This window comes from Paraburkholderia sp. SIMBA_054 (assembly GCF_046534875.1).
In the GTDB taxonomy this organism is placed as follows: Bacteria; Pseudomonadota; Gammaproteobacteria; order Burkholderiales; family Burkholderiaceae; genus Paraburkholderia; species Paraburkholderia hospita.
Genome location: NZ_JAWRXV010000001.1, coordinates 456,495 through 478,042, shown reverse-complemented (window position 1 = coordinate 478,042; position 21,548 = coordinate 456,495). Strand labels below are relative to the sequence as shown.

The window sequence follows — 21,548 nt, the reverse complement described above, 5'->3', positions numbered from 1 at the left end:
GTCCACTTAAAAAATAGGTGGACACGATCGTCGCTTCCTCGTCCTGTCGGTTCAAGGTGACATTGCCGGGGGCTTACGTTGTATGGTCAAGTCTAAGTTGCCCAGTACGCGTCGGCCTACTCTGACGGGCTTCTTGTGCCCTTGAACCCTCACCTCTGTGGTCCCACTCAAACCTGTTCTATACGGGTCTTCGACAAAACGCTTTAAACAGCCTTGCTCCTATTGTCAGCGATTTTCGCCGAGTTTGCGTTGGCGCCTTTTGTCGCGGATGATCCTACCAACGCCGTCGTCGCCTTGCCGCGAGTCGCGTCCAACAAACTCATGGCGCAACGCATCGCCGTCATCATCCGTTTGCTTCGGAGCGAGCGCCGGACGTGGCAGGCCAAGGCGGACAAGACGCAGCACTTCGGCTAATCGTGAATCGCTGAGACGTGGTTACTGCACCCTTTCCTACCGGACCAGTCTATGCCAGAAGCAGATGCGTTGAACATGCCAGCGGGACTCAATGGCGCCAGTTCGAAGGCGATCGTCGGGTTTGTGAAGACCGTCGCGATGATGAACATCGCCAATCCGCTTTCTGAAGAGCAACTCAAAGATATCGAAAAGATGGGGCGCCAAACCCTGACCGACGCCGAGAGAGCAACGCTCCGACGCATCGCGCTGGCTTGGTTCGCTGAGTAGGCTGTCGCGAACTGCGCACAGAGGCCATAGCGGCCGGCGGGCGACGACGCATTCCTCTCCCCCGATGCTCAGCTCCGGTCAGACCTGGGAAGGCCTCTGCAGGCGTCCTATGCGCTGTCATCATCCTCTTCGGCGCTATCGAGACCTGAGTAGCCACCATACGCGTCGAATACCTCAAACGGCCACTCATAAGTTGGCAGCTTTGTCATGTTTCGGTAGAACCCGTAAAGCCCGGCCGCCGTGTCGCGATTGCCTTGACCTGGAGCCAGAACGGCACGATACCGGTCCCTCAGTTCGATGATTTCCATCGTTCTTACCTGCGCTATCGCCGCAAAAACCAGGAGCAACCCGCAGCAATCGTTTGAATGTGATTTGAGCATCGCTTTAAGGAAGGTGCGTCGCTGAGAGACCGTCTTTCCTAGGATCTGGATGATCGTGTCTTCGTGTTCAAGCTCGAACGCGCGCCGCTGCTCGTCCGAAAGTTTTTCAAAAGACTCCAAAACCTCGGATGCCGTGAAGTCTTCCTCCAGCAGCGACGTCAGTTCCATCGCGTCGCGCCATACGAACAAGGAGTAGGAGCCCATGTCCTTTTCGTGAGCCAGCTGCTTTACCATACCCCCTCCTTCCTTCGACGCTCCTGTTTGTCAAACACAGTAGGCTCCCGCCTGGCAACACGCAAGCGTTGGAATCAATAATGCAAACGGGCTATCGCGCGATTGTCGTTGCGGACCGCTCGGCCACGCGCTGCAGGCCCAAAATCCGCCGACGCCGGCGCGCGTTCGTGGCGTTGAACTTTCGTGTAGGGGACGCACAATCCGCGACGCTTGCCAGCTAGAAGGCCACGCACGTGACTATCGAGCATCCTCCGCGCACGGTCCCCCTCGTGGCGGTTCGGCCCTGCCCACGCTTTTCATACCTAGGTTACGCGGCGGCTCTGGCGCAGGTAACCCGCATTTTCCCAATAGCCGCCAATGTTGCCTTCCGCACATTACAGATACGAAAGCTAGCTTGCGCTATGGCGATGGTGACTACAACAGGTAGAACAACCAACTGGTGCGAACAAATGTCCAATCAAATCCACACCGAACTCGCTGGCCTGTCCAAAAATCTTCCAGCCGGATATGTGACGATCCAGGCGTTCAGCAGACTAACGCTCGAACGCCTTATAGATCTCGGTAAATTGCTCGCGAACAGGCCGATCACTACGGGAAACGGACAGCTAAGCGCGAGGCTCCTCGACCTCAACTGGGACTCCCCTCCTCCTACCGTTGCATTCGAGAACGCACAAAACCCGCTTTCTCCGGATAGAGAGGTCGACCTTGTTATCCGATCCCCGTTCACCGTCAGGGTTGAGCTCTTCATCACGGGTGACCCGAAAGACCCCAGTCCTAAAACCGTCATCTCGACTCTGACGATGAAATTCAGTGAGACGCGGACGCACCTTAGGGCCGAGAACAATTCGTTGATACTGGAAGGCGCGAATTTTCTGGTCGCGAGAGACATCAAGCGCGTGGACGGCGCCGAGGCCCTGTTAGCACAGGCAAATATCGATCCCCTCGAGGCCGCCCGCGTCGAGGGCCACATAGGGTACGGCGTAGTGTCTCAATCGGTGACAAACGCCCTTGCGCGTCGAAGTGAACTGGCATTGTCCGATTTGTTTCCTGCCATCAATTTCGGCTCATCAATGAAGCTTGCCGTTCTGGCTGGCGGCGACGCCTTGGGTATCCTTCCTTCCGACGACGTCGCTACCAACTCGTCTTCGCGGTGCGCCTGCACTGAAGGCCCGGACTTCGAGGTGACCGGAACGACTGTCACCAAAACCGTACCGGCAGACCCCAAGCCAAACGACCAGCTTGGAACCGTGCGGCTGGGAGGACCAGTAGCGGATAACAAGGATCCTCTGCGAGATTTCGGGCTTCGGATCGCAAATCAACAAGGGCTAGTCGGACTGTACATCCCGCTGGAATTTGCTCAAAAGCTTGTGCCAATGACAATGCCAGCAGTAAAAATGGTCGCGACAGACGATGGAACAATCGGCTTTCGGGCCGAAGCGAGCGTCGGGTTCAAGAACCAGAATCTCGGTATCGACCTAACCGGCGGGGGCCTCTTGCTCGATTTCGACCTTGATGTGTCAGTAAGCGCATATTGCGACATGGAACTGTTCAAGGGCCTGCGTGTGCCAATCGGCTGGGCAATTGTTCAGCCAATGGTCGGGTCCAAAGCTCATCTCCAACTCGGCTTCTATCCGTCCGTTAGCAATTCTGGCACGGTCAGTTTGAAACCGACTCTTAAACAGGCGGATATGGGCGAATATGTAGCGGTAGTGGTAGGAGTGGGAACCGCACTAAAGTTTCTCGGCGTAACAGCATGGATCGGCTTTCTGGTGGATGTTGTCCTATCTGCGATACTCAGCCACGGCCTGCCTATCGCTCTAAAAAAGCGACTGAGCGAGGAGTTGGGCAGCACAGAGTGGAAACTGATAGAGGGGGTCCCCGTCCTCGACCCGAAAAGACAGGGGCAGTTTGCAGCGCCGTTCGATGCAGCGGTATCGAGCTTGCTCGCAAGCTTCGACTTTCGAGGCTGACCCGCCGTCCCAGAATCGGGCAATTCGGACGGCCGATTCACGTTCTCGCTGCGGCCTGCGACAACGCCGCGCCGCAGGTGCGACCACGTTGTCAGATCGCGTCAAGCCCACCAGTTGCCGAGCTAAACGATGCGCCTAAGGAAATCCGCGCCGCAGCAAAGAGAAGTCTTCGAAACTCCCTGACATTCGCGAAGGCCTCTTCCACGTTTTCTGGGGTGCAGTACTGATCCCACGGGGACGCCATCGCTGCAGTGAGCTCGCTTCTCGTCTTTACGCGCGCTGTCGACCGGCTGGGCTTCCCGTGCGCGAGCTGATTGCGGATTTCCTTCAACATTACGAGCGTCAGCCAGGGTTGCGTCGCGGGGTCTGTGGAGATGTTGATCTTGCGGCGCAACCTACGCATCTTCTCGTGGTAACTCGCCCTTTCGTTCCACGCTGAAACCTTCTCAGCGCCGGCGAAATTGATAAGCGCCTCAGCCGCGAAGGCCATAGCAATGAGCGCGCTCATGCAATCGAGCTTTATCCCGTCCTCTCGCCCCCCCTCGAGCTTCTCCCTGATCGTTGTAACGTGGTGGTGTGCCAACGACATCAGGTCGTTATGGGGATAGTTCTTTATTCGGACCGACATTTTTAACCTCAGGGTTTGTGGCGCCGTTCGCGCTTATCGTCGTACGCGCCCATCGAAAAACCGTCATTTTCTCGACAAGAGCGGTTGTTCCCGACTCGAGAACGCCGAAGTCTGCAACATATCCCCGCGGGACACCAGCAATGGTCTCGAACCGCCGAGCTATGTCGGGCGTGCGCTTTGCTGACCGCGGCGGCGACCGGCGGATCCAGCATTCGAATCGTGCGCGACAATCTGGGGAACGCCTCGCTAAACACCACGACGCTCTACCTCCATACGGAAGATGATGAGCGGCACAGTGAGACCGTCAAGCGGCACCGGATGTCGTGGGGCCAAACAAAGTCATCGGGCGGCGCCGAGCATGATGAGGCGGGCACATAAGCCGCGCAGCGGCGGACACCATGACGTACTACTTCCGGACGGCCTCACTACGTTGGGCGCAGTCGTGACAAACGACGGAACTCCGCTACTGTGTACCGCGTCTTGCGCGCTGACAGTGCAACAGCGAGATGCGTAACCTTTCGGACCGAAAGGGCATGGGTGTCGGCCCAATGTCCGACGCTCTCTCCTCTGTCGACGCTCCAACTACCACCCCAGCATCGTCAGTCTGCACCCGAGTACGCTTCCTGCCCGGCGTGCGAAGCCCAATATGCGTCAGCCTCCTCCGGGGTGCGCCGCTGGATTTCAGTCACCCACGATCTCGCGCTTGGATTCTGGCCTGCTACCGGACAGCATGAGGGCGGCCAAGCTCGAGGCGCGGGAAAGCGCTCTCCATGCCCCTGCGGGATGGCTGCTGTCTCCTGACGGCAAAGTCCTGCCCGATCCGGTGTTCACGCCCCGCCCGACCCCTGTTGTCGCACCTGATCGTCTCAACATGCCGGCTAACGACAGGCAGGAAATCGGCGCACGCGCGAAGAATCGACGACGCACACTCGGATTGACGCGGAAACAGGTCGGTGAAAGAGCTCGCGCACTGCTGGTTTACGAGATTGGTGCGAGTGGTATATTTCCCTATTATGGCCATACACCGCGAAAGCTGGCATTTTCGCCAGACGCTTTCTCGCCCGCAGACGGTGATCCGACAAAAGGCAGCACGCGGCGACAGAGAGGATCACGCATGATCGCAGAGAGCCTTGCGGCCTTCGTGGCCGTCATCGACCGGCTAATTCAGTTGGTCGACCGTCGGGAGAAGCTGAATCGAAACACGTTCACCGACTTTGTCGCGCCAGCTTTTGCTGATTTCGAAGCGGTGCACAAGGACTATCTGGAAAGCTACCGGCGTTATTACGCCCGTGTGGCCGATCCCGCGATATCCATCAATCGGGACAATCCAGTGTTCGTGGAAATAGAACGCGACGCGTTGTTGTCGGCCTCGCTTCGCGAGAAAGCTCGGTTGCTGTATGCGAACGAAGACCCGAATTTGAAGCCGCTCGTGGAAACGATCCACGATTACTTCTTGCAGGCCTCGCATCCTGTCAGCCTTTTCGATGCGCGCACGCAGCGCGGTAACGTTCCACGCATGAAGCTACGCGAGTCCCTGGACGAAATAACGATACAGAGCCTTCCGGACGCGGAGAAGCGAGTGCTTGCACTTGAAGCCATTGACCGAAGCGTGCGGAATTTGCAGAGAGGATACGGTTTCGTCGTCGCCGTGTACGACGATCTGAAGGTGAAACTGCTGACGCCACCCTGATCTGGATACCGAAATGTGTGAGCTAACGAGTCGAATCCCTGCTCTGTGTTCGGGCTGAGCATCTCCTGAAATGACACTGGTTCGACCTCCAACACCTGCTCGCCTTGAAGAACAAATGCGGTGTCAGCTGTTTTCGCCAGACAAAATAACGAAGGTCATGCCTGGCGCTTCGCCGCGTACCGCTGGTCTGGAAGGGCCAGGAAGCGGGACGAACCAATTGAAAAAAAACGGCGAAATCGTGGGAGAACTGGTGCTTGCCCGGGCAGCAGGTTTGCCGAAGGAAATGGTGCTAAGGGAGACCGAGGAGCGTCGTCACCGATAGACGCAACGTGGGCCGAAAGCCCGCAACATGAATGCAAACGCGGCGCGAGACGATGGCGATCTGCGTGATGCGCCCAAAAAAGAAGCCAACGCGCTGACGCGTCGGCTTTGAAGGATTCTGGCCATTCCGAGGGCCGTGCCAGAACCTGAGAGGCCGGTAGTATGTCACGGTTCCCAACCCGATGTCATCTGAACGTCTATCCCTGTGTGGTATATCTCTAGAATTTCCTGTTTGCCACAAGGACAGGAATCGAATTTTCAAGGACCACTCGCTGTTCGATCACCGTATTCATCGGCTCGAAAATTGATCCGCTTCGGGTCCGTCTGGGTTGCCTTTGCCGTATGGACTGGCTGAACTCCGTCGAAACCAGTTTGCAGAACTGGTTTCGCTTCTTCTTTATCCATGTCGCAAGCCTCGTGGGACGCTCCGAAGCGCTGAAGGACGTCCAGGGCTACTCGGGGACATCTGCCGGCCTGATCGTGGTTCTGTATGTCGACACGCCGTGCGGCTTTATATGTTCTTTCTGTCATCCACGTGCCCCCTCCCCGCCCTATTCATTGTTTGATCTTCACCGACTGCGCCGACGCGTTCCGGGACCCAATACCCAGAGCAAAAATCCGGTCAAAATCCCCTTTGCCGACGCGACCCGCAAGCCTCTGCTTTATCTAAAATCCCCCGTTCGTAGAGACAAATTGGCGCGCGATTTTGCGCGCCAAATGGGTCTATATACGACAGCCTGCCTGTATATTAAATTGGCGCGAACGAAGTCGAATCGGTGCAAACGGAACTACCATAAAACGCCTCGACAGAAAAGCACCCCGTAATTCGCTCGTCTGCGACAGCAATTTTCGCCAAATGGCGAAACGGACCATTTACGGCTTTATGCGAACACGATTGATGAGATTCGCCAGACCCTGAAGCAGTTAGCTGGCAGCCCCACGTCAGCGCCTCGTTAATCCGCGAAACGGCTCATTCCACAGTGTAGCGGCGAGTGACGAGGCCTGTGACGCGAGGAGGGTAAAGCGCGATTCCAAAGGCTGCCTGCAGTCCCTCAAACGACGCAACTGGTCCTCTCCCCTTCTCGCGCTCAGGCGCCAGCAATGGAACGCCGGTCGTTGAGTAGCTGACCCTGGCGTTCAGAGCCCGGCCATCGTGTTCCGCAGACTCAAACACGCCTCTGCGTGTCCCGTAGTCCAGAGCGCTTCGGACGTCGGTCTTCGATAAAACACCGGAGGCGACCATCTCCGCAACGGTTGCGTCGGCCCGCTCCTTCAGCCACTCATGGAGCTTCTTCGCCTTCTCGTATGCCAGCATTACATTCTCCACAACAAAAGCAACCTTTCGCTCTCGCGATCTGGATTGGTTGGGAGGCGTCGCGGTCCAGCGCAAACACATGACTATCTGACTGAGACGCCTCGTCGGCCTGTCACGCTACCGCGGCATCGCGAGTCTTGCTGCGGTCGATCTCGGAACTACGGCTCCACGCGAGAACCGGCGGCGCCCTGCGCTCTTCAGTCGATTGAGACTCGGTCGTGGCAGGTTGCATCTGCGATTTATATTCACGTCGCAACTCCACCGCGTAGGACTGCCCGCAACGCCTAAAACGTCTGATGTCGTCGACTGTAGGCCTGATTCTGCCGTCTGCGACTGCGGCTGTAACTAGAGCCAGATCTAGCTTTTTCTTTTGTTCGTCGGTGATTGCTTCGCCACTGTTCGTCTGCAACTGAGCTGTGTCGTCTCCGACCTCTTTCGGATCGGATCCCGCCTCAAGCGTTACTTCGTCGACTGCGGGTCCGGCAAATGATGCCACGCTCGTTACTCCCGTAGTCGTGACAGGATCTGAGGATGCACTACTGCAAGTCGTCAGTCGCGACTCAGTCGCACGACTCGCGCGACTACCCCCGGCCACACAGGCCATAGGGCGAGGCAATGCTAGTAGCCATGCCAGGCAACCGACGCTCTCCAGTAACCAACCAAATGAAAGCGCTACGATCAGATTGACGGTTCCTACTGTGACCCCGAGCATCCCGGCGACAAGTCTCGTTACCGGATCTGCCGCCAGCGACTCGCGGCGTGCGACCACGCGCGCATGATCCGCGGCCGCCGCGTCAATGGCACGCTCGCGACGTTGAGACTCTTGAAACTCAACGTTAAGTGCACTCAATCGAGACTCCAGCGATGATTTCCTCACTTGCAGAGCGGAGCAATAGTCGCGGCATGTTTGTGCTTGCAGACGAGCCAGATTCTGTTCCGTTCGAGCTCGATCACTCGCTATCTCAGTAAGCCCCCGAAACCCGAAGGATTTGACCTGCTCGGTAGCCGGCGCGTCCTTCACCGCCTCCGCGCGCGTCTCCCCGGCATGCTGCTGGGCCATTACAAAGAATGTGGCGTGACCGTATCCGGTCGCCACCATGGAGCAGAGCCAAATGGCCATGGCTGCGATCTTTGCGGTCTTTGGCAGAATTCGGCATAGCGCGGGTATCAGATGCGCACTCAGGAGCAGTACGAGCCCAACGAAGGTCCACGCCAGACGCTCTGTGACCTCTCCGCCGCGATCCCAGCCGGCCACGATCGCTATCGCCGCGGAGGTACCCGTTGCTGTGACTGCAAGGATTGTCGCGCATAGCCGCGCCAAAATAGACGTGCGAGGGTTCTGCAGTTGAGAGTGACTCCCTAGACCAGAGACATCGACCGTTGAAATCGCCGATGACGAGGGCGAGGTCGGGATAGATGTCTGAATCGCTGATGCGACTAGGCCGGCGTGGCTATCTCGCACGGCGGCCAGCATTTCGGGGCTTACGCCTTCGGTACGCATGGTGTTTCCTGTGTGGATTATCACCCGCGCCCCACCGTCAAATGGGGTGGGCGGGCTCATGAAAAGGTTGACGGACCGGTCACACAGAACCGGCGAGCCTTCCGGCTCCCTCCCCAAGGCCCACCCGCAAAAAGCGGCGTACCATAGCGGAATCGCGTTGAGACCAATGTCACAGACGCCGATGTGTTTTTCCGGGCCGTCAAACCCGACGCTCGACAGGGTCAAGCGCCTTACAAGTATACCGCGTGAACGTTGTCGGACCTTCAAAGGTCTCCCGACGCTCACCAACATCTAGCCCTACGCTGTTTCGCTCTCGCTGGTCGATTGATCCGTAAATTCCCGGCTCCAATCTTCAATCAAGACTTGCACGCGATCTGCGAGTGTCCGTTGCGCCTCGCCATGGATGCCCTTTAGGCTGAGTTCCGTGCGTCCATCCGCGAACAGTTTCATCTCGCCGAGATCGACCCCGGCAGCGCTCGCGAACTTAACCCGCGACTGATAATGGGGTCGTCGCGCGCTTGCACGGGACTGTGGCGCCGCAACCTGCTCCAAAGTGCGCACGCTCGCGCGGCCTTCAATCACCTGTTGCAACCAGTGCTCCGCTACAGCCAAGCCTGCTCGGTCGTGAATGAGCTTAAGGTTATAAGCGTGCGACTTTCCGATAGGAACCGGAGCCTGAGCCATCTTGTTAAAGAAGACTTGTGGCAGGTCTGCGAGGAGCATCACCTTGTTCACGTGGGATGATTCTTCCCCGATGGCGATCGACAACTCCGTGTAGTCCTTGTAGACCTTCTCTTCGATCAGCTTTTTCCACGCTACAGCATCGTCGAAGATGGTCTGTTGATCGCGTTCTTTGTTCGCGCGATAGGCGAGCAGATACAAGGCCTTGAACTCGAGGTTCTCTTCGCACCATTCGGCGTCGATAAACTCATCACCACGGGATTTCGCGGCGCGGACACGGCGCTCTCCGTCCACGATCACCAGTTTGTCCGGAAACTGCGGAAGCTTTGTGATCTTGATGCTTTCGATCTGTCCTTGAACATCGAAACTCTTGGACAAAGAGTCGATGGTTTCCGCGTTGTAAAAGGTTCGCGGGTTAAAGGGATTCGATACAAGTTGCGAGATCGCGACCTTAAAACGGCTCGCCGAACTCGCCGGCCGGCCTGTGTCGTTTGTGGATCCAACGACAGGTGCAGCGTCCTCTCGCGCGGTTTCAGCGACGGCGTTTTCGTCAAGGCGCATCTCGGCCGACTGGCGCTCAGCGTGCAAGCCGCGCCGGACTTTGCTCGCAAGATCAATCTTCCGCATTTGCCGTCTCCTTTTCTTTCGGGTGCTCGCCGCTGATCAGGGCAAGGATTTCATCTGCTACAGCGTCAATCTCTGCTTGGGCCTGTTTCTTTCCGCGCACGCCTGTCACGTCATACACCGTCCTACCGTGCGCCGCTGCTTGTGGGTAAGCCTGCCGGTCGTTCACGGTCGACTCCAGCAGGAGAACCGTGGACTCTTCAAGAAGCTTCCTCAGCCCCTTGTACAGAACCGAGGTTTTCGCGCTCTTATTAACCAAAATCGCGAATTTGGCTTCTTCGTTGTTTAGCCGGGTGCGGTCGATCAGCGCAATCATCCCTTCACTACTCCACATCTCCAGCGGAGATGTATGGGTGGGCACAACGGTGGCGTCCGCAACCGCAAGGACGCGGCCCGTTGTCAGATCTTCGATGTTGGGCGGGCAGTCAACGACAACAATATCGAACTGTTCGGCCAGGCTCGCTATCTCACGCCCGATGTTCGGCCCCAATTTGTTGATGCTCCCGACTCGGAACGGCAATGGTGAGTCGACGTCGGTGGTTGCAGCCCAACTCATACAGGACTGCTGGGCGTCCGCATCGGCCACATAGACGGCGTACCCGCCTCTCGCAAATGCGGCCCCTAGATTCATCGCGATCGTTGTCTTCCCGACCCCGCCTTTCTGGTTGGCTATCGCCACAACCATTCCCATTTTCGACCTCGTTTCTTAAATGTAAGGACCCGTTCGATCAAACCCGCACGGCGCCCATGCATGGGCGTCACAAGCGACAACCTAGAATTTACTTGAACTTTTCAAAGTTGAAAATAGCACAATAGCTAATTAACGACATATTTCGACGCGAAAATGGCGATCCTGAACCCAGCAGGCAATTGGATAACGCTGAATCGCCTTTTGGCGGCTGATGACATTCTGGGTTCTGCAACGTTGCAGCGTAGCCGGAACGGAACGCCTGACGGGCCCAGCATCCCCCACTGCAACGTTGCAGAAAATCACGCGGCGATCTAGCACGGGATTTGCAGGGCACAATAGGACCCACCCTCGGGCTAAGTCTCGCACTGCGACGTAGCAACGCCCCAGGACCCGCACTTCCCCACTCCTCGTATCCCGGCGCAGCAACATGCCGTCCTTGCGAATCTTGCACTGTGTACTGCTCACTGCAACGTTGCAGGAACGACATCCTCACGTCCGGATCCACCGCTAAATCTAAGGCGTAACAGTGTCGACCGATTGTGAGCATGCGATACCGATTCGACCACGCGCCTAAGTAGCGCGTCGCGCGCACCTGCTACTTTGCAACGTTGCAGTGGCATCACAACGCTGCTGGTAACAGATTCACCCCTGCATCCTGCAACGTTGCAGGATCGCGGGGCTCAACGCCGCCCGCGCGCGGATTCGATCCGGAACGTTGCGATGCACTGGTCGCTCATGACGTGGTGTTAGAGGCTCTTGCTAAGCGGGAGCGCACGGGCCGGGCAAATTCCGCGTTGCGAAGTGTTTCCTGCAACGTTGCAGGACGTCGTGCCGGCATAACCATCACTCCGCAAGCGAGCGGCGCTTGGGAAAGTCGTACACCGCGATGATTCACTGTGTGCGGCCTTCGTCAATTCGCGCCCCTGGAACGTTGCAGAAACACGTTTGAACGGCCGCGTTCACCAGGCAGCACGCCATCAACCGACCGAACAAGATCAGCCCTGGACCCGACGAATGCCCTGCAACGTTGCAGGCTGAAACGCTTCCGACGAGTAGTGAATTGCTCTGCAACGTTGCAGGAACGCATTCTCGAACGGTGTCCGCTCCAGTATCGATTCCTGCAACGTTGCAGGACGTATGAGTCGGGCGGACGCCTCTCGTCATGCAGCTGAACGACGGTCTGCAACGTTGCAGACTGTCACGTGCGGAAGTTTTCGCCGATCGTTGATCGCACTTTGCAACGTTGCAGAGAGTCATGATTGGGTGGGCATCATCTGGAGACACCCGAACCCTAATCCTCAATGTTGCACGCTGCCGTGATGGCCTGTCCCAAGCGCGGTGCATCGCATTCTGCAACGTTGCAGGATCTCTAGTTGAACAGCATTGCGAGATTCGACTGTCGTTCTGCAACGTTGCAGCGCATGCTTATCGGGCGCGTCTTGCTGAGCGAGCAGCAATCTGCAACGTTGCAGAACCTCTGCTCCCTCGTCCGTCGAAGTATGAACAGGAAGCCTGAGTGGCCACGGCTAGGTGCCGCTCAAGCCACCGGTTGACGACCTGCGGCCTGCAACGTTGCAAGTTGCGTTTGTCGGGGATGCTGGAAGAGGGGTGAGGTCGTCAGCCAGTCGCGCGCCGGGTAGTACAATTTCGCTGTGCACCACCAGGCTGACTCGGCGTCGATAATTTAACAAATATATGTTTTTCTATTTTTAGTGGCCCCCACGCTATTTAAGGGACCGGGGCCGCACGCGTCGATTGCCACGCATGGAAGGGGGAGGGTGGACATCTTGCGTCGAAGCGCGCAGATATGTAGTATCTGTCGCGGGAGCCGCCCTAGACTCCCGCCGCTCCTTCTGGAGCATCACTCACTCAGTCTTAAATGCGCGGTTGAATGTGTGCGCGATTGTTGCCATTTCAGCGAAGTATTTTATTAAGCGTCACCGCCTTTGAGTAAGAACGCTACGATGTCTTCTTCAGAAGGCTCGCCCCATGTGCGCCGAGCCAGCCAATCGTAAAACGCTTTCTCTGCGCCTTCGCTTGGCGATTTCGTCGTGGACACTTGCCATTTACGAATCGACTGTTGCCCGTTGTACTCGTGCACTAGGGTAGTCTGATCCGCGGTGTCCAACTCAGCAAAATAATTTTTTGCTTCTGGAACCCGAGCCGCAATGATCTTGGCGCGGATCTCACTTGCCGTCGGCTTGTTCTCCTTCTCCTTTGCGACTGGCTTATCAAGCTGCGGGGCAGTACGGGCCACCTCGACCAATTGATATCCTTCGGCAAGCGCCCGCCGGAAATAAGCTGCGACGCTCGTCACTGGCGCCAGCGACTTTTTGGCTATCCGTTCCCTGGTGTAGTCGAGAGCCCTTTGCACATCTTCCCCTCCATGCGCGCTAATCAAATTCCTTGCTTCGGAGTTCGGGATGCCAAGTTTTGCGACGGCCGCGAGCAGTTCGAGATCGACGTCTGGAAGCAGGATCGCGTTGGGCTTCGGGCTCATAAAAAATTGAATTTCGCTAACTGAGCGTCCCGTCCGGCTTTCCTCCATCCGCACGTCGAGTTCTGTCAGCAAGTTGATCTCCTTGAGCGCTGGAAGCAGTATGGCCCGCTTGAAGATCTTATATTCCGCATACGAGCTCTTGTCGGAATCCTGTCCCACGAAGATTTCGCGGAGTGTATCTACGGGTATCTTGCCCGTCTTGCCGACCCTTTTGAAACGGACAACGTTTTCCCAGAGCGTTGCAGAGTGACCGCGTCGAAACTCCCGCATCAGCCGCATATCGAGCGTGGCGTACACAGCCGGATTCATCAGCACTTCCCGCAGTTGCTTAGAAAACCCGTAGCGTAGGATGGACCCTTCGATGGTGACGCCTGCCAGCAGGCCGGTCGCGTTCCACGACTTCTGGCTCTTCCCGTCAAGGTAGTCCCAATCAACCACCGTACTCAGGAGAGAACGAACCGTCTCCTTGAAATAGTCGCGATTGTTGCTGTTACCCAAGCCAACCTGGTTCATGAGGTCCTGCAAGGGGATCGAGAATTCGTCGAGGTCTCTGTTGTAGGTGTCCTGCTCGATCTTGTTCTGCTCAATTGCATTCTTGATCAGTCCATTCCAGATGCGTTGCTGCTGCAGCGAAATCGTGCCCTTTTTCGGAGCAATGTGGATCGCCTGTACGGCCTTCCGAAAAGGCTCTGGATGCTGCTGAACGCTGAAAAGCTGGATCTGCCCCTCAGTAGCCTGCGTGTTCTTGTTCTTTGCCATTGTCGGTTGATCTCGTCACTCGGTTTTAGATAAACAACCACGGCTGACCGCCGCCAGCGGTCCATGGTCAAAACGATACTTTTCAAATCAATCGGTTACTTCGCGAAGCTCACCCATGTTCACAGCTTTACGTGCTTATTGTTTAATCAATGGATCGACCAACGGCTTTCACCCCTACCACAAGATTCGCGAAATACGGGCTGGAAAAACAACCAATCGCTTTCACCTTTTGATCTCTCGACGGGTTCATTTTGACTGATATTGGTGAAAACGCAAACCTAGTCTTTTCACCTTTAGCCGCCCTGGTGAGCGCTTACTCTTTCTGAATGCCTTGTAAGACGGAGCTCTAGTGGAAAACGTTATGCAACAAGCCGACCTTCGTGCATCGAAGACGCCACCAAAACGTTTCACCCAGCAGCCGCTCCGAAGAGGCCAATCGCCGCCCGCCGCGAACTTATCTCGACGAAAGCGACCGCAATACCGCGGCCCTCATCGACGTGTTGAACTGGCGCCAGGTCGGAAACTACCAATCTTGTTCACCTCAAGGGTGCCCGAGCCGACGTCCCTTTACGCCACTACAAACTACCAACCACCTTCACCTTTCTCCTTTTTCGATGACAGCAAAGGGGCATCTAGCAGTAGCGCCGCCTACCAAGCGCATTCACCTGACAGAGTTACCAAGGAGATTCACCCCAACAGTCCGCGAACGCCGACGTAACAAGCCGCGCAAAACGTTTGTGCATGTCGCGTCGATGGGTTGGGGCACCCGTCGCCTACCAATGACGTTCACCCACGACGCCTACCAATGGCGTTCACCTGACTCGTCACGACCTCCGACCAGCGTCATGAGCGTCACCAGCACGGTTTGGCAACCAATAACGTTCACCCCAGCGCGTGAGCGCACCTCCTTTTGCACTACCAAAGCAATTCACCATTCGACGCGTACGCCATAAGAATTGTAGAAAATGGGTTGCGCGAGCCTGTAAAAAGGCCTAAAACGGGTAAAGGTTGCAACTGAGCAAAGCAGAGAGAGGTTTTCCGGCGGCAACGGCGAGCTTCGAGCACGACATTCCCGCCCACCAAAGGCATTCACCCGCACTACCATATACACACCCCTGAGCTACCAACGACGTTACCCCCTCCTACCAGGGACGCTCACCTTGCGAACCATCGACATTCACCCGGACTACCAATTCCATTCACCTAACCGCCCGGAAACCCATACCCATCAACGCTCGACGGCTCCTAAATGTTTGTAAACTTCTTAAAGCGTCTAATAAACACTTAAACAAGCGCTTCGTGCGTTTTATAAGAAAAGTCCGGCACACCAACCCCGCACGGCCCTACGCCGATATCAACGCTCGCGACACTTTCCGCCTCAAAAAAATACTTCGCCGGCAGCCTCCCTCCAATTCACATGTGATCAGCGGAATCGATCGCGAGGAATGACGCCAAAGCCTGACGCGGACACTCCTGTGTTGCGTGCGTTTCACGCCACGAAAACGCGATTTGGTGTGCGCTGCCCGCAACTTTCCCTTTTGAAATCAAGCATCGAGGGACTCATTTTTGTCCCACCGTGGGATTTTTCTCGCTGGCTAGTTCGGTCGATTGCGGAGCGAATGTTCCGCTATCCGCCCCATCATTCGGACGGTTTCCAGTTGCTGTCGTCCGTACGATCAGCGCATGGAATTCAAAGTCCGAACCCCTACCGAACTTATCGAATCAGTCGACGAGCGTACGGGCCTGATCGACCAGCTGAACACAGCGGCTGGTATGAAAGGTTCGCAGTTCGAGGACTTCTACAAGCCGCTCATCACGCAGCTGGCTGAGTATGTCTTGGAGTGCCCGCTCGAAAGGGACGCGTATGCGGAGCCCTGCGGCGCCCTCCGTTTCGGGATGACCTCCGCATTGTTCGCTCTTCGGCACACGACGACAAAAGTCTTCGCGAATGGGCAAGGGTCCGAGCGCCGACGCCAGCTCACAGAACAGTACAAGTTCGCTGCGTTCGCTGCCGCCTTGGCGTCGGTACCCGCGACCGTCCACGCACGTGTACAGGTCTCGACAGGCGAACCCGGCAAGAAACTCGTCTGGAACCCGTATCACCGCGCACCGCAGCTGTACAGGTGGCTGCGCGAAGTCGACTCGCGCGGGCGATACGAGATCGCTTGGCGTACCGACAACGTCATCATTACGCAAGCGAACGCGGTCGCATTCTCCGCAGATATCTTCCGGGCCGGCACGTGGGTGTACTTCGACTACGAGGTCATCCGGGACATGTACGACGCCATCGCTCCGGCTAAGAAGACAGGAAAGGAATCGCCGCTATGGCTGACCGTATATGAGGGTGAGACGCTAGCCCGAGAGTTCGAGCGCAAAGCAGCGGTTGGGCCATATACCCCGGCAGCGATGCCACCCGGCGTCAGTTCCGAGTCCGTTGCAGCCATCGTCACGCCATCTCAACCGGCGTCGCCGGCCGCGGCGCCGGCGGCACAACCGAACCCTGCTACGGCTAGTGAGTCCACGGCGGCGACTACCCAGCCGTCCGGTGACCCCTCGACACCCACCGAGGCGGTCGCTCCGGGCCCAGCGGAGGCTCCCGGCGCAACGTCAGCGCCAGCCCCTAACCCGGTTCACGAAAAGGCTCGCGAGATGCTCTCAAAAGCGCCCCCGCACGTCGCCGAGGTCTTTACCGCGATCCGTTTGAAGGCAGATTACGAAAACCTCCGGAAGACGTGGACGGTGACCGAAGAGGGCAGCATGCACGTCACGGTCGACACGGTGAAGGGACTCGGTCGTTCGCCGGGCGACATCGTTACGGACCTGAAGGACCACAAGTTCTGCACCGGTCATTTCACGATGCAGGCGCCGAAACGAACCATTCTTGTCTTGACTCCCGAGACAGCCGCAATTCTCTTAGGTGAAGTCGATGCGCACGTACAGTGATATGTTCCGCCCCAACTACGACGTCGGCGCTGGAGCGACTTGGGCAGCAGGCGCTGGCGCGCTTGCGCTGACCCAGCCACCGTTCTGGTACGTGCCGGCGTTGGCATCCGGTTTCATGGTTTTTTGCCGTTTCAGGCTCGCGGCCGACCTCTACCGTTTCCGTCTCTCATTGAGCGGGTACCGGGTCGAGAAGAAGTCGCTGCAAAACACCCTTACGCAGTCCCATGAGATGTTCCAGCGTGGGATGTTGTTTCTCGGGAACGGATTTAAGTGGGAACAGTATCACTCCGAGATCGCGACAAAGATCATGCGGAGAAGCTCGAACGAGATTCCGGGCATTCCCAAGTGGTTACCCGACGCTGTCGTCAAGCGCTTGACTCCCGCTCATTGGGAGCCCGTTAAGGACACTGCTGTAGGGGTCCCCTGGATTCACGGCATCGAGCCCGACGATTACGCGATCGGCATCCCGTTTGACGCGCTGGAAGGTCACACGCTAATAGCGGGTACCACCCGCGCGGGTAAGACTCGACTGTACGAATTGATCGTTACCCAGTTGATCTACCAGAAAAAAACCGTCTTCATCATTGACCCGAAAGGCGATAAGGATCTGGAGAAGCGCTGCCGAGCGGAATGTGAACGTGCAGGGCGAAAGTTCCTGTTCTTCCATCCAGCGCGATCTTCCGAATCGATCCGTCTCGATCCGCTCGCAAACTGGAACAACATCGCGAACATCGCTTCGCGTCTCGGCCAACTCGTTGATGCGGACGGCTCGTTTCAGGGATTTGCCTGGAAAACCCTGTACACGATCATGCGCGGCATGGTCGCTGCTGGCCAGCGTCCAAACATCCAATCGGTCAAGCGCTACGCTCAACTAGGCGTAGAGCAGCTTCTGGAGACCGTCCTTGGCCTGTGGATGGTGAAACACCATGACGCTGGCCCGAACTGGGACAAGGATCTTTCCGATCACATGGACAAGAAGGATCCCCGGCCGGTCCTTGCAAAGATCTCGATGTACAAGAAGATGACGGTCTCGCTTGGGAAGATCGACGAAATCATCGACTCGCTCATCGCAATGGTGGAGCACTCGAAAGAACACTATTCGAAGATGATTCAGGTGCTCGAGCCTATCCTCGAAATGCTCGGCTCTGACGAAGTCGGAAAGATGCTGTCTCCGAATCCGAGCGATCTCGACGATACGCGTCCCATGTACGACACGCGCAAAATCATCGAAGAGAACTGCGTGTGCTACATCGCGCTCGACTCGCTTTCCGATGCGACGATTGGCTCGGCCATCGGGTCGATTATCCTCGCGGACCTCGCAAGCGTATGCGGTGAAATCTACAACTTCGGCAACGGGAAAAAGGATGTGTACCTGTTCGTCGACGAGGCGTCGGAGGCGCTCAACGACCAGCTTATCCAGATCCTGAACAAGGGCGGCGGTGCAGGCATGAAGTGCTTTATCGCGACACAAACGAAGGCCGACTTCGCAGCGCGTCTCGGCAGTGAAGACAAGGCGCGGCAGGTGCTGGGTAACCTTAACAACGTCATCTCATTGCGCCTCAAAGACTATGAGACTGCGCAATGGATCGCCGATTCGTTCGGCAAGACAGGCTTCCGGCAGATGAAGGAGTCACAGAGCACGGGTGCAGGCAGCGTGTCGAATCCGAGTGAATTCAAGGCGACGGCCGGCCGGTCACTCGATGAAAGTGAGGCAGCGCTTGTATCCCCGGATCTGCTAACGCGATTGCCGCCGTTTAACTACTTCGCGTTCATCGGTGGCAGTACGTTGTACAAAGGCCGATTCCCTATCATCAATTGACCCTGCTAACGAACCCAGATTCATTCCGATACGCAAATGGACAGCCTCTCTGAACATCAGATTCGCCCGGTTACGATGACTCAAGTCGCCCGAGAGGCGGGACTGTATCCTGCCGCGAGCGATCTATGGACGCGACACCCGGACCTGAAGAAACTGTCGAATGACGTTTCGATGCACCTCGGGTCAGTCCTGCCCGGAAACCTCGGTGGCAGCCTCCTCAAAGACTGCCTCGTAGACGCGATAGCAGCCTTCAAGGCCGCGGAGATGGGCCGCCGAGAGGACCCTTTCAAGGCATACGTCCTAGCGTTGGTTGAGCGCGCAACTGATGTCTTTGACCTCGCCGTAACGACGGTTGTGGACACCGGCACTATAGCGTGGGATCCGCTGCACGAACCCCTTTCAGAGTTCTGTCGCCGCTATGCTGAGTCGCCTCTCTCGGTTTCGAAGGGATCGCGCCCGGTACCTGACGTGGTAGAAGGCGAATCGCTCCTTCTGCTGGGCGTGCGCCTTCTGCCCGAATACATCAGCCGCGATCTTGTACGCGCGGTAGTCGCTCGCAATACAAACGTGACGGCCTGAGATCATGGCGCAAAGCACGAATCCGTTCGTCAAACAGATCTATTTCTGGTGGCTGATCGCTCCGATACTGAGCGCGCTGCTGTTTCCCGCATTCTGCTCGATTGAATCGCTTAAGGTGCAGCCGCCAGAAGTCGAGCTGGTCGAACAATGTGACCGGGATGTCGCGCAGATCAATGAACGTGCCAGTGGTCACTTCAATTCCTGGTTCGTCGAGACAGGTATCTTGCGACAGACACTCTCCAGCTCACTCCGTGCTGAAGACACCGGCTGGTCGGGGTACTCATGGATGGGCGGGATGACCCATAAGTGGTTCAGCAAATTCTGGCTATTCACGTACCGCCTCATATGGCGATGGACGGCCTTTTGGCCTTTATACCTGGCAGGCGTCTTCGGGATCGCCGCACCGTGTATGGTCGACGGTCTCGTTATCCGGGCGAAGAAGCGGTATGAATTCGGCTCGTATAACCCTCTGGCCTTCAACGTTTGGGGCACGCTGTTTTCGCTCTCGATCGGCTGGATGATCTACGTTCCGATGCTGCCGGTTCCATTGACCGGCGTTCTCATGAGTGGCTTCTTCTGTCTCCTGGGTGGTTTCGCCTGGATTACAACTGCGAACTTCCAGCGCAGTTCATAGCAATAGCTATTCGCGAACGCGCCTCACCGCATCGATCTATCAGCCCGGCACAGCGCCGGGTTTTTTTTCGCGCGTTGAATCGAGAAAAATCGAATGGTGAATGTTTCGCCCGGTTTTTCGAGGGAACTAGCGCGATCCAGAAACCCAAAATGGCTTCCATAGCGAGTGCGAGAGCCCTCGAACTCTTTTACGGAGCCCCAATGCTAAAGTCCGAAGTACTCACGAAAAATCTCTCCAAGGCACTTGGCCCGCTGCAGGGATATTTCGACGACCCGCTGGTGACCGAAATCATGGTCAACCCGGGGGGGAGGGTATTTATCGAGCGCGCCGGCGAAATGATGAGCATGGATTCGGTCTCGCTTGTGAATTCCGATATTGAATTTGCAATCAAGCAGGTCGGCAAGCTCGTAGACCAGGACCCCACCAAGAACTCAACATCGGCGGTCATATCGGCATCCGTCGGCAATCTTCGTATAGCGGGAACGCTCGAGCCGGCATCGCACGGCGGGTCATCGCTGTGTATCCGAAAGCACCAACCACCGGAGACCCGAGCCGACCTTGAAGAACTGGTCCGCCGCGACATGCTCTCGCGAGATCAGGCCGACGCACTCATCGACCTCTTCATCAAGCGACGGAAGAACTTCATGTTCGCGGGAGCGACCGGATCGGGAAAGACGACGCTCGTCAACGCGTTGCTCAAAAAGATTCCGGGCTACGAACGCGTCGCAACAATCGAAGACTCGATCGAACTGCACCCGGGGCTGCCGAACCACATGCCCTTCCTGGTGAATCACGAGGCAGATGTCACCGCGCAACTGCTGGTCAAGCAGTGTCTTCGTTATCGACCTGACCGCCTGATTCTCGGCGAAACGCGCGGCACCGAAACATACGACCTCATCCGCGCATTCAACTCAGGCCACGACGGATCACTGAGCACGATTCACGCGAGCTCGGCGACGCACGCGCTTGCTGCGCTAGAGATGCTGTTTCAGATGAGCGTCCCGGAGAACGCGACACTGTCCGGGGAGGCAGCGCAAAAATTTATAGCTAGCGCGGTGCACGTGGTCGTGCACGTGACGCGGCACACCGAAGAAGTAGAAGGGCGGATCAAGAGTATCCGCAAAGTCAATGAAATCGTTCTAGTCAAGGGAGTCAAGAATGGCGTTTACGAAACTGAAGCAATTGCATAAGTCGCCGACGCTCAAAGCGGCACTGATCACGGCCACCATGGTGGTGAGTCAGGCAGCGTTCGCGCAATCGGTGGGCGGGGCCAACCTTTCAGGTCTGTGCATCATTCCCCAGATCCTGAAATACATCGTCGGCATCGTCGCGATGGGCGCCCTGCTGATGTGGGCCGTGGCTCACATGAACTCGAAGAACGAACTCTCGGACCTCACGATCAAGATTGCCGTGCCCTGCGTGCTGGCCGGCATTGTTGGTTACCTGATTGCCCAGTTCGGTCTGCAGGCAAGCTGCTCCGGGATCTGACGAACTCATGCGCCAAAGCACAATCGTTCGCGCCCTGGTGAATCCGAAAATGTCCGACGGTATGAGCGCGACGGCCGTTGTGGCTATCTATGGGCCGGCCGCCATGGCTG

The 21,548-nt window shown here is 57.0% G+C and carries 17 protein-coding genes; 9 read left to right on the top strand and 8 right to left on the bottom strand.

Features of this window, described 5'->3' with window-relative positions; genetic code table 11:
- Nucleotides 1-465: 465 nt before the first annotated feature.
- Nucleotides 466-681 (top strand): hypothetical protein, encoded by a 216-nt coding sequence (locus SB822_RS02700; RefSeq protein WP_410854081.1) that lies wholly within the window; start codon nucleotides 466-468, stop codon nucleotides 679-681.
- 107 nt (nucleotides 682-788) lie between these two features.
- On the opposite strand, the gene SB822_RS02695 is transcribed toward SB822_RS02700, so the two are convergent.
- A complete protein-coding gene (locus SB822_RS02695) occupies nucleotides 789-1,295 on the bottom strand; it encodes a hypothetical protein (RefSeq protein ID WP_410854080.1) in 507 nt (168 codons plus the stop codon).
- A 449-nt stretch (nucleotides 1,296-1,744) separates the two neighbouring features.
- Between SB822_RS02695 and SB822_RS02690 the strand changes: the two genes are divergently transcribed.
- On the top strand, nucleotides 1,745-3,265 hold the full coding sequence (locus SB822_RS02690) for a hypothetical protein (RefSeq protein ID WP_410854079.1): 1,521 nt from the start codon (nucleotides 1,745-1,747) through the stop codon (nucleotides 3,263-3,265).
- 91 nt (nucleotides 3,266-3,356) lie between these two features.
- Here the strand turns inward: SB822_RS02690 and SB822_RS02685 are convergent, their stop codons facing one another.
- Complete coding sequence (locus SB822_RS02685) at nucleotides 3,357-3,893, bottom strand: hypothetical protein (RefSeq protein ID WP_410854078.1); 537 nt, start codon at nucleotides 3,891-3,893, stop codon at nucleotides 3,357-3,359.
- Nucleotides 3,894-4,596: 703 nt separating this feature from the next.
- Here SB822_RS02685 and SB822_RS02680 point away from each other — a divergent pair.
- Complete coding sequence (locus SB822_RS02680; protein ID WP_410854077.1) at nucleotides 4,597-5,583, top strand: hypothetical protein; 987 nt, start codon at nucleotides 4,597-4,599, stop codon at nucleotides 5,581-5,583.
- Between the two features lie 579 nt (nucleotides 5,584-6,162).
- On the opposite strand, the gene SB822_RS02675 is transcribed toward SB822_RS02680, so the two are convergent.
- The 6 genes from SB822_RS02675 to SB822_RS02650 all read right to left on the bottom strand — a co-directional run bounded on the left by SB822_RS02675 (nucleotide 6,163) and on the right by SB822_RS02650 (nucleotide 13,975).
- Nucleotides 6,163-6,309 (bottom strand): hypothetical protein, encoded by a 147-nt coding sequence (locus SB822_RS02675; RefSeq protein WP_410854076.1) that lies wholly within the window; start codon nucleotides 6,307-6,309, stop codon nucleotides 6,163-6,165.
- 565 nt (nucleotides 6,310-6,874) lie between these two features.
- On the bottom strand, nucleotides 6,875-7,219 hold the full coding sequence (locus SB822_RS02670) for a hypothetical protein (protein ID WP_410854075.1): 345 nt from the start codon (nucleotides 7,217-7,219) through the stop codon (nucleotides 6,875-6,877).
- Between the two features lie 112 nt (nucleotides 7,220-7,331).
- Entirely contained in the window at nucleotides 7,332-8,720 is a 1,389-nt protein-coding gene (locus tag SB822_RS02665) for a hypothetical protein (protein ID WP_410854074.1), read from the bottom strand.
- A gap of 297 nt (nucleotides 8,721-9,017) precedes the next feature.
- Nucleotides 9,018-10,028, bottom strand: coding sequence for a ParB/RepB/Spo0J family partition protein (locus tag SB822_RS02660; protein ID WP_410854073.1), 1,011 nt, complete (start codon nucleotides 10,026-10,028; stop codon nucleotides 9,018-9,020).
- The gene (locus tag SB822_RS02655; RefSeq protein WP_410854072.1) at nucleotides 10,015-10,716 is read right to left on the bottom strand and encodes an AAA family ATPase; all 702 of its coding nucleotides are present in this window, start codon (nucleotides 10,714-10,716) and stop codon (nucleotides 10,015-10,017) included. Before SB822_RS02655 ends, SB822_RS02660 begins: the two co-directional genes overlap by 14 nt.
- Before the next feature lie 1,930 nt (nucleotides 10,717-12,646).
- Nucleotides 12,647-13,975, bottom strand: coding sequence for a replication initiation protein (locus SB822_RS02650; protein WP_410854071.1), 1,329 nt, complete (start codon nucleotides 13,973-13,975; stop codon nucleotides 12,647-12,649).
- Between the two features lie 1,683 nt (nucleotides 13,976-15,658).
- Here SB822_RS02650 and SB822_RS02645 point away from each other — a divergent pair.
- The 6 genes from SB822_RS02645 (at nucleotide 15,659) to SB822_RS02620 (ending at nucleotide 21,438) form a co-directional block, all read left to right on the top strand.
- Nucleotides 15,659-16,918: a TraI domain-containing protein gene (locus tag SB822_RS02645; RefSeq protein WP_410854070.1), complete on the top strand. Its 1,260-nt coding sequence runs from the start codon at nucleotides 15,659-15,661 to the stop codon at nucleotides 16,916-16,918.
- On the top strand, nucleotides 16,902-18,737 hold the full coding sequence (gene traD, locus SB822_RS02640; RefSeq protein ID WP_410854084.1) for a conjugative transfer system coupling protein TraD: 1,836 nt from the start codon (nucleotides 16,902-16,904) through the stop codon (nucleotides 18,735-18,737). The genes SB822_RS02645 and traD overlap by 17 nt, the downstream gene beginning before the upstream one ends.
- 36 nt (nucleotides 18,738-18,773) lie before the next feature.
- The gene (locus SB822_RS02635) at nucleotides 18,774-19,316 is read left to right on the top strand and encodes a hypothetical protein (RefSeq protein WP_410854069.1); all 543 of its coding nucleotides are present in this window, start codon (nucleotides 18,774-18,776) and stop codon (nucleotides 19,314-19,316) included.
- Nucleotides 19,317-19,320: 4 nt separating this feature from the next.
- Nucleotides 19,321-19,950, top strand: a complete 630-nt coding sequence (locus tag SB822_RS02630; protein ID WP_410854068.1) for a DUF4400 domain-containing protein — start codon at nucleotides 19,321-19,323, stop codon at nucleotides 19,948-19,950.
- A gap of 200 nt (nucleotides 19,951-20,150) precedes the next feature.
- Nucleotides 20,151-21,140, top strand: coding sequence for an ATPase, T2SS/T4P/T4SS family (locus SB822_RS02625; protein WP_410854067.1), 990 nt, complete (start codon nucleotides 20,151-20,153; stop codon nucleotides 21,138-21,140).
- Nucleotides 21,109-21,438, top strand: a complete 330-nt coding sequence (locus SB822_RS02620) for a hypothetical protein (protein WP_410854066.1) — start codon at nucleotides 21,109-21,111, stop codon at nucleotides 21,436-21,438. The genes SB822_RS02625 and SB822_RS02620 overlap by 32 nt, the downstream gene beginning before the upstream one ends.
- Nucleotides 21,439-21,548: the final 110 nt, after the last annotated feature.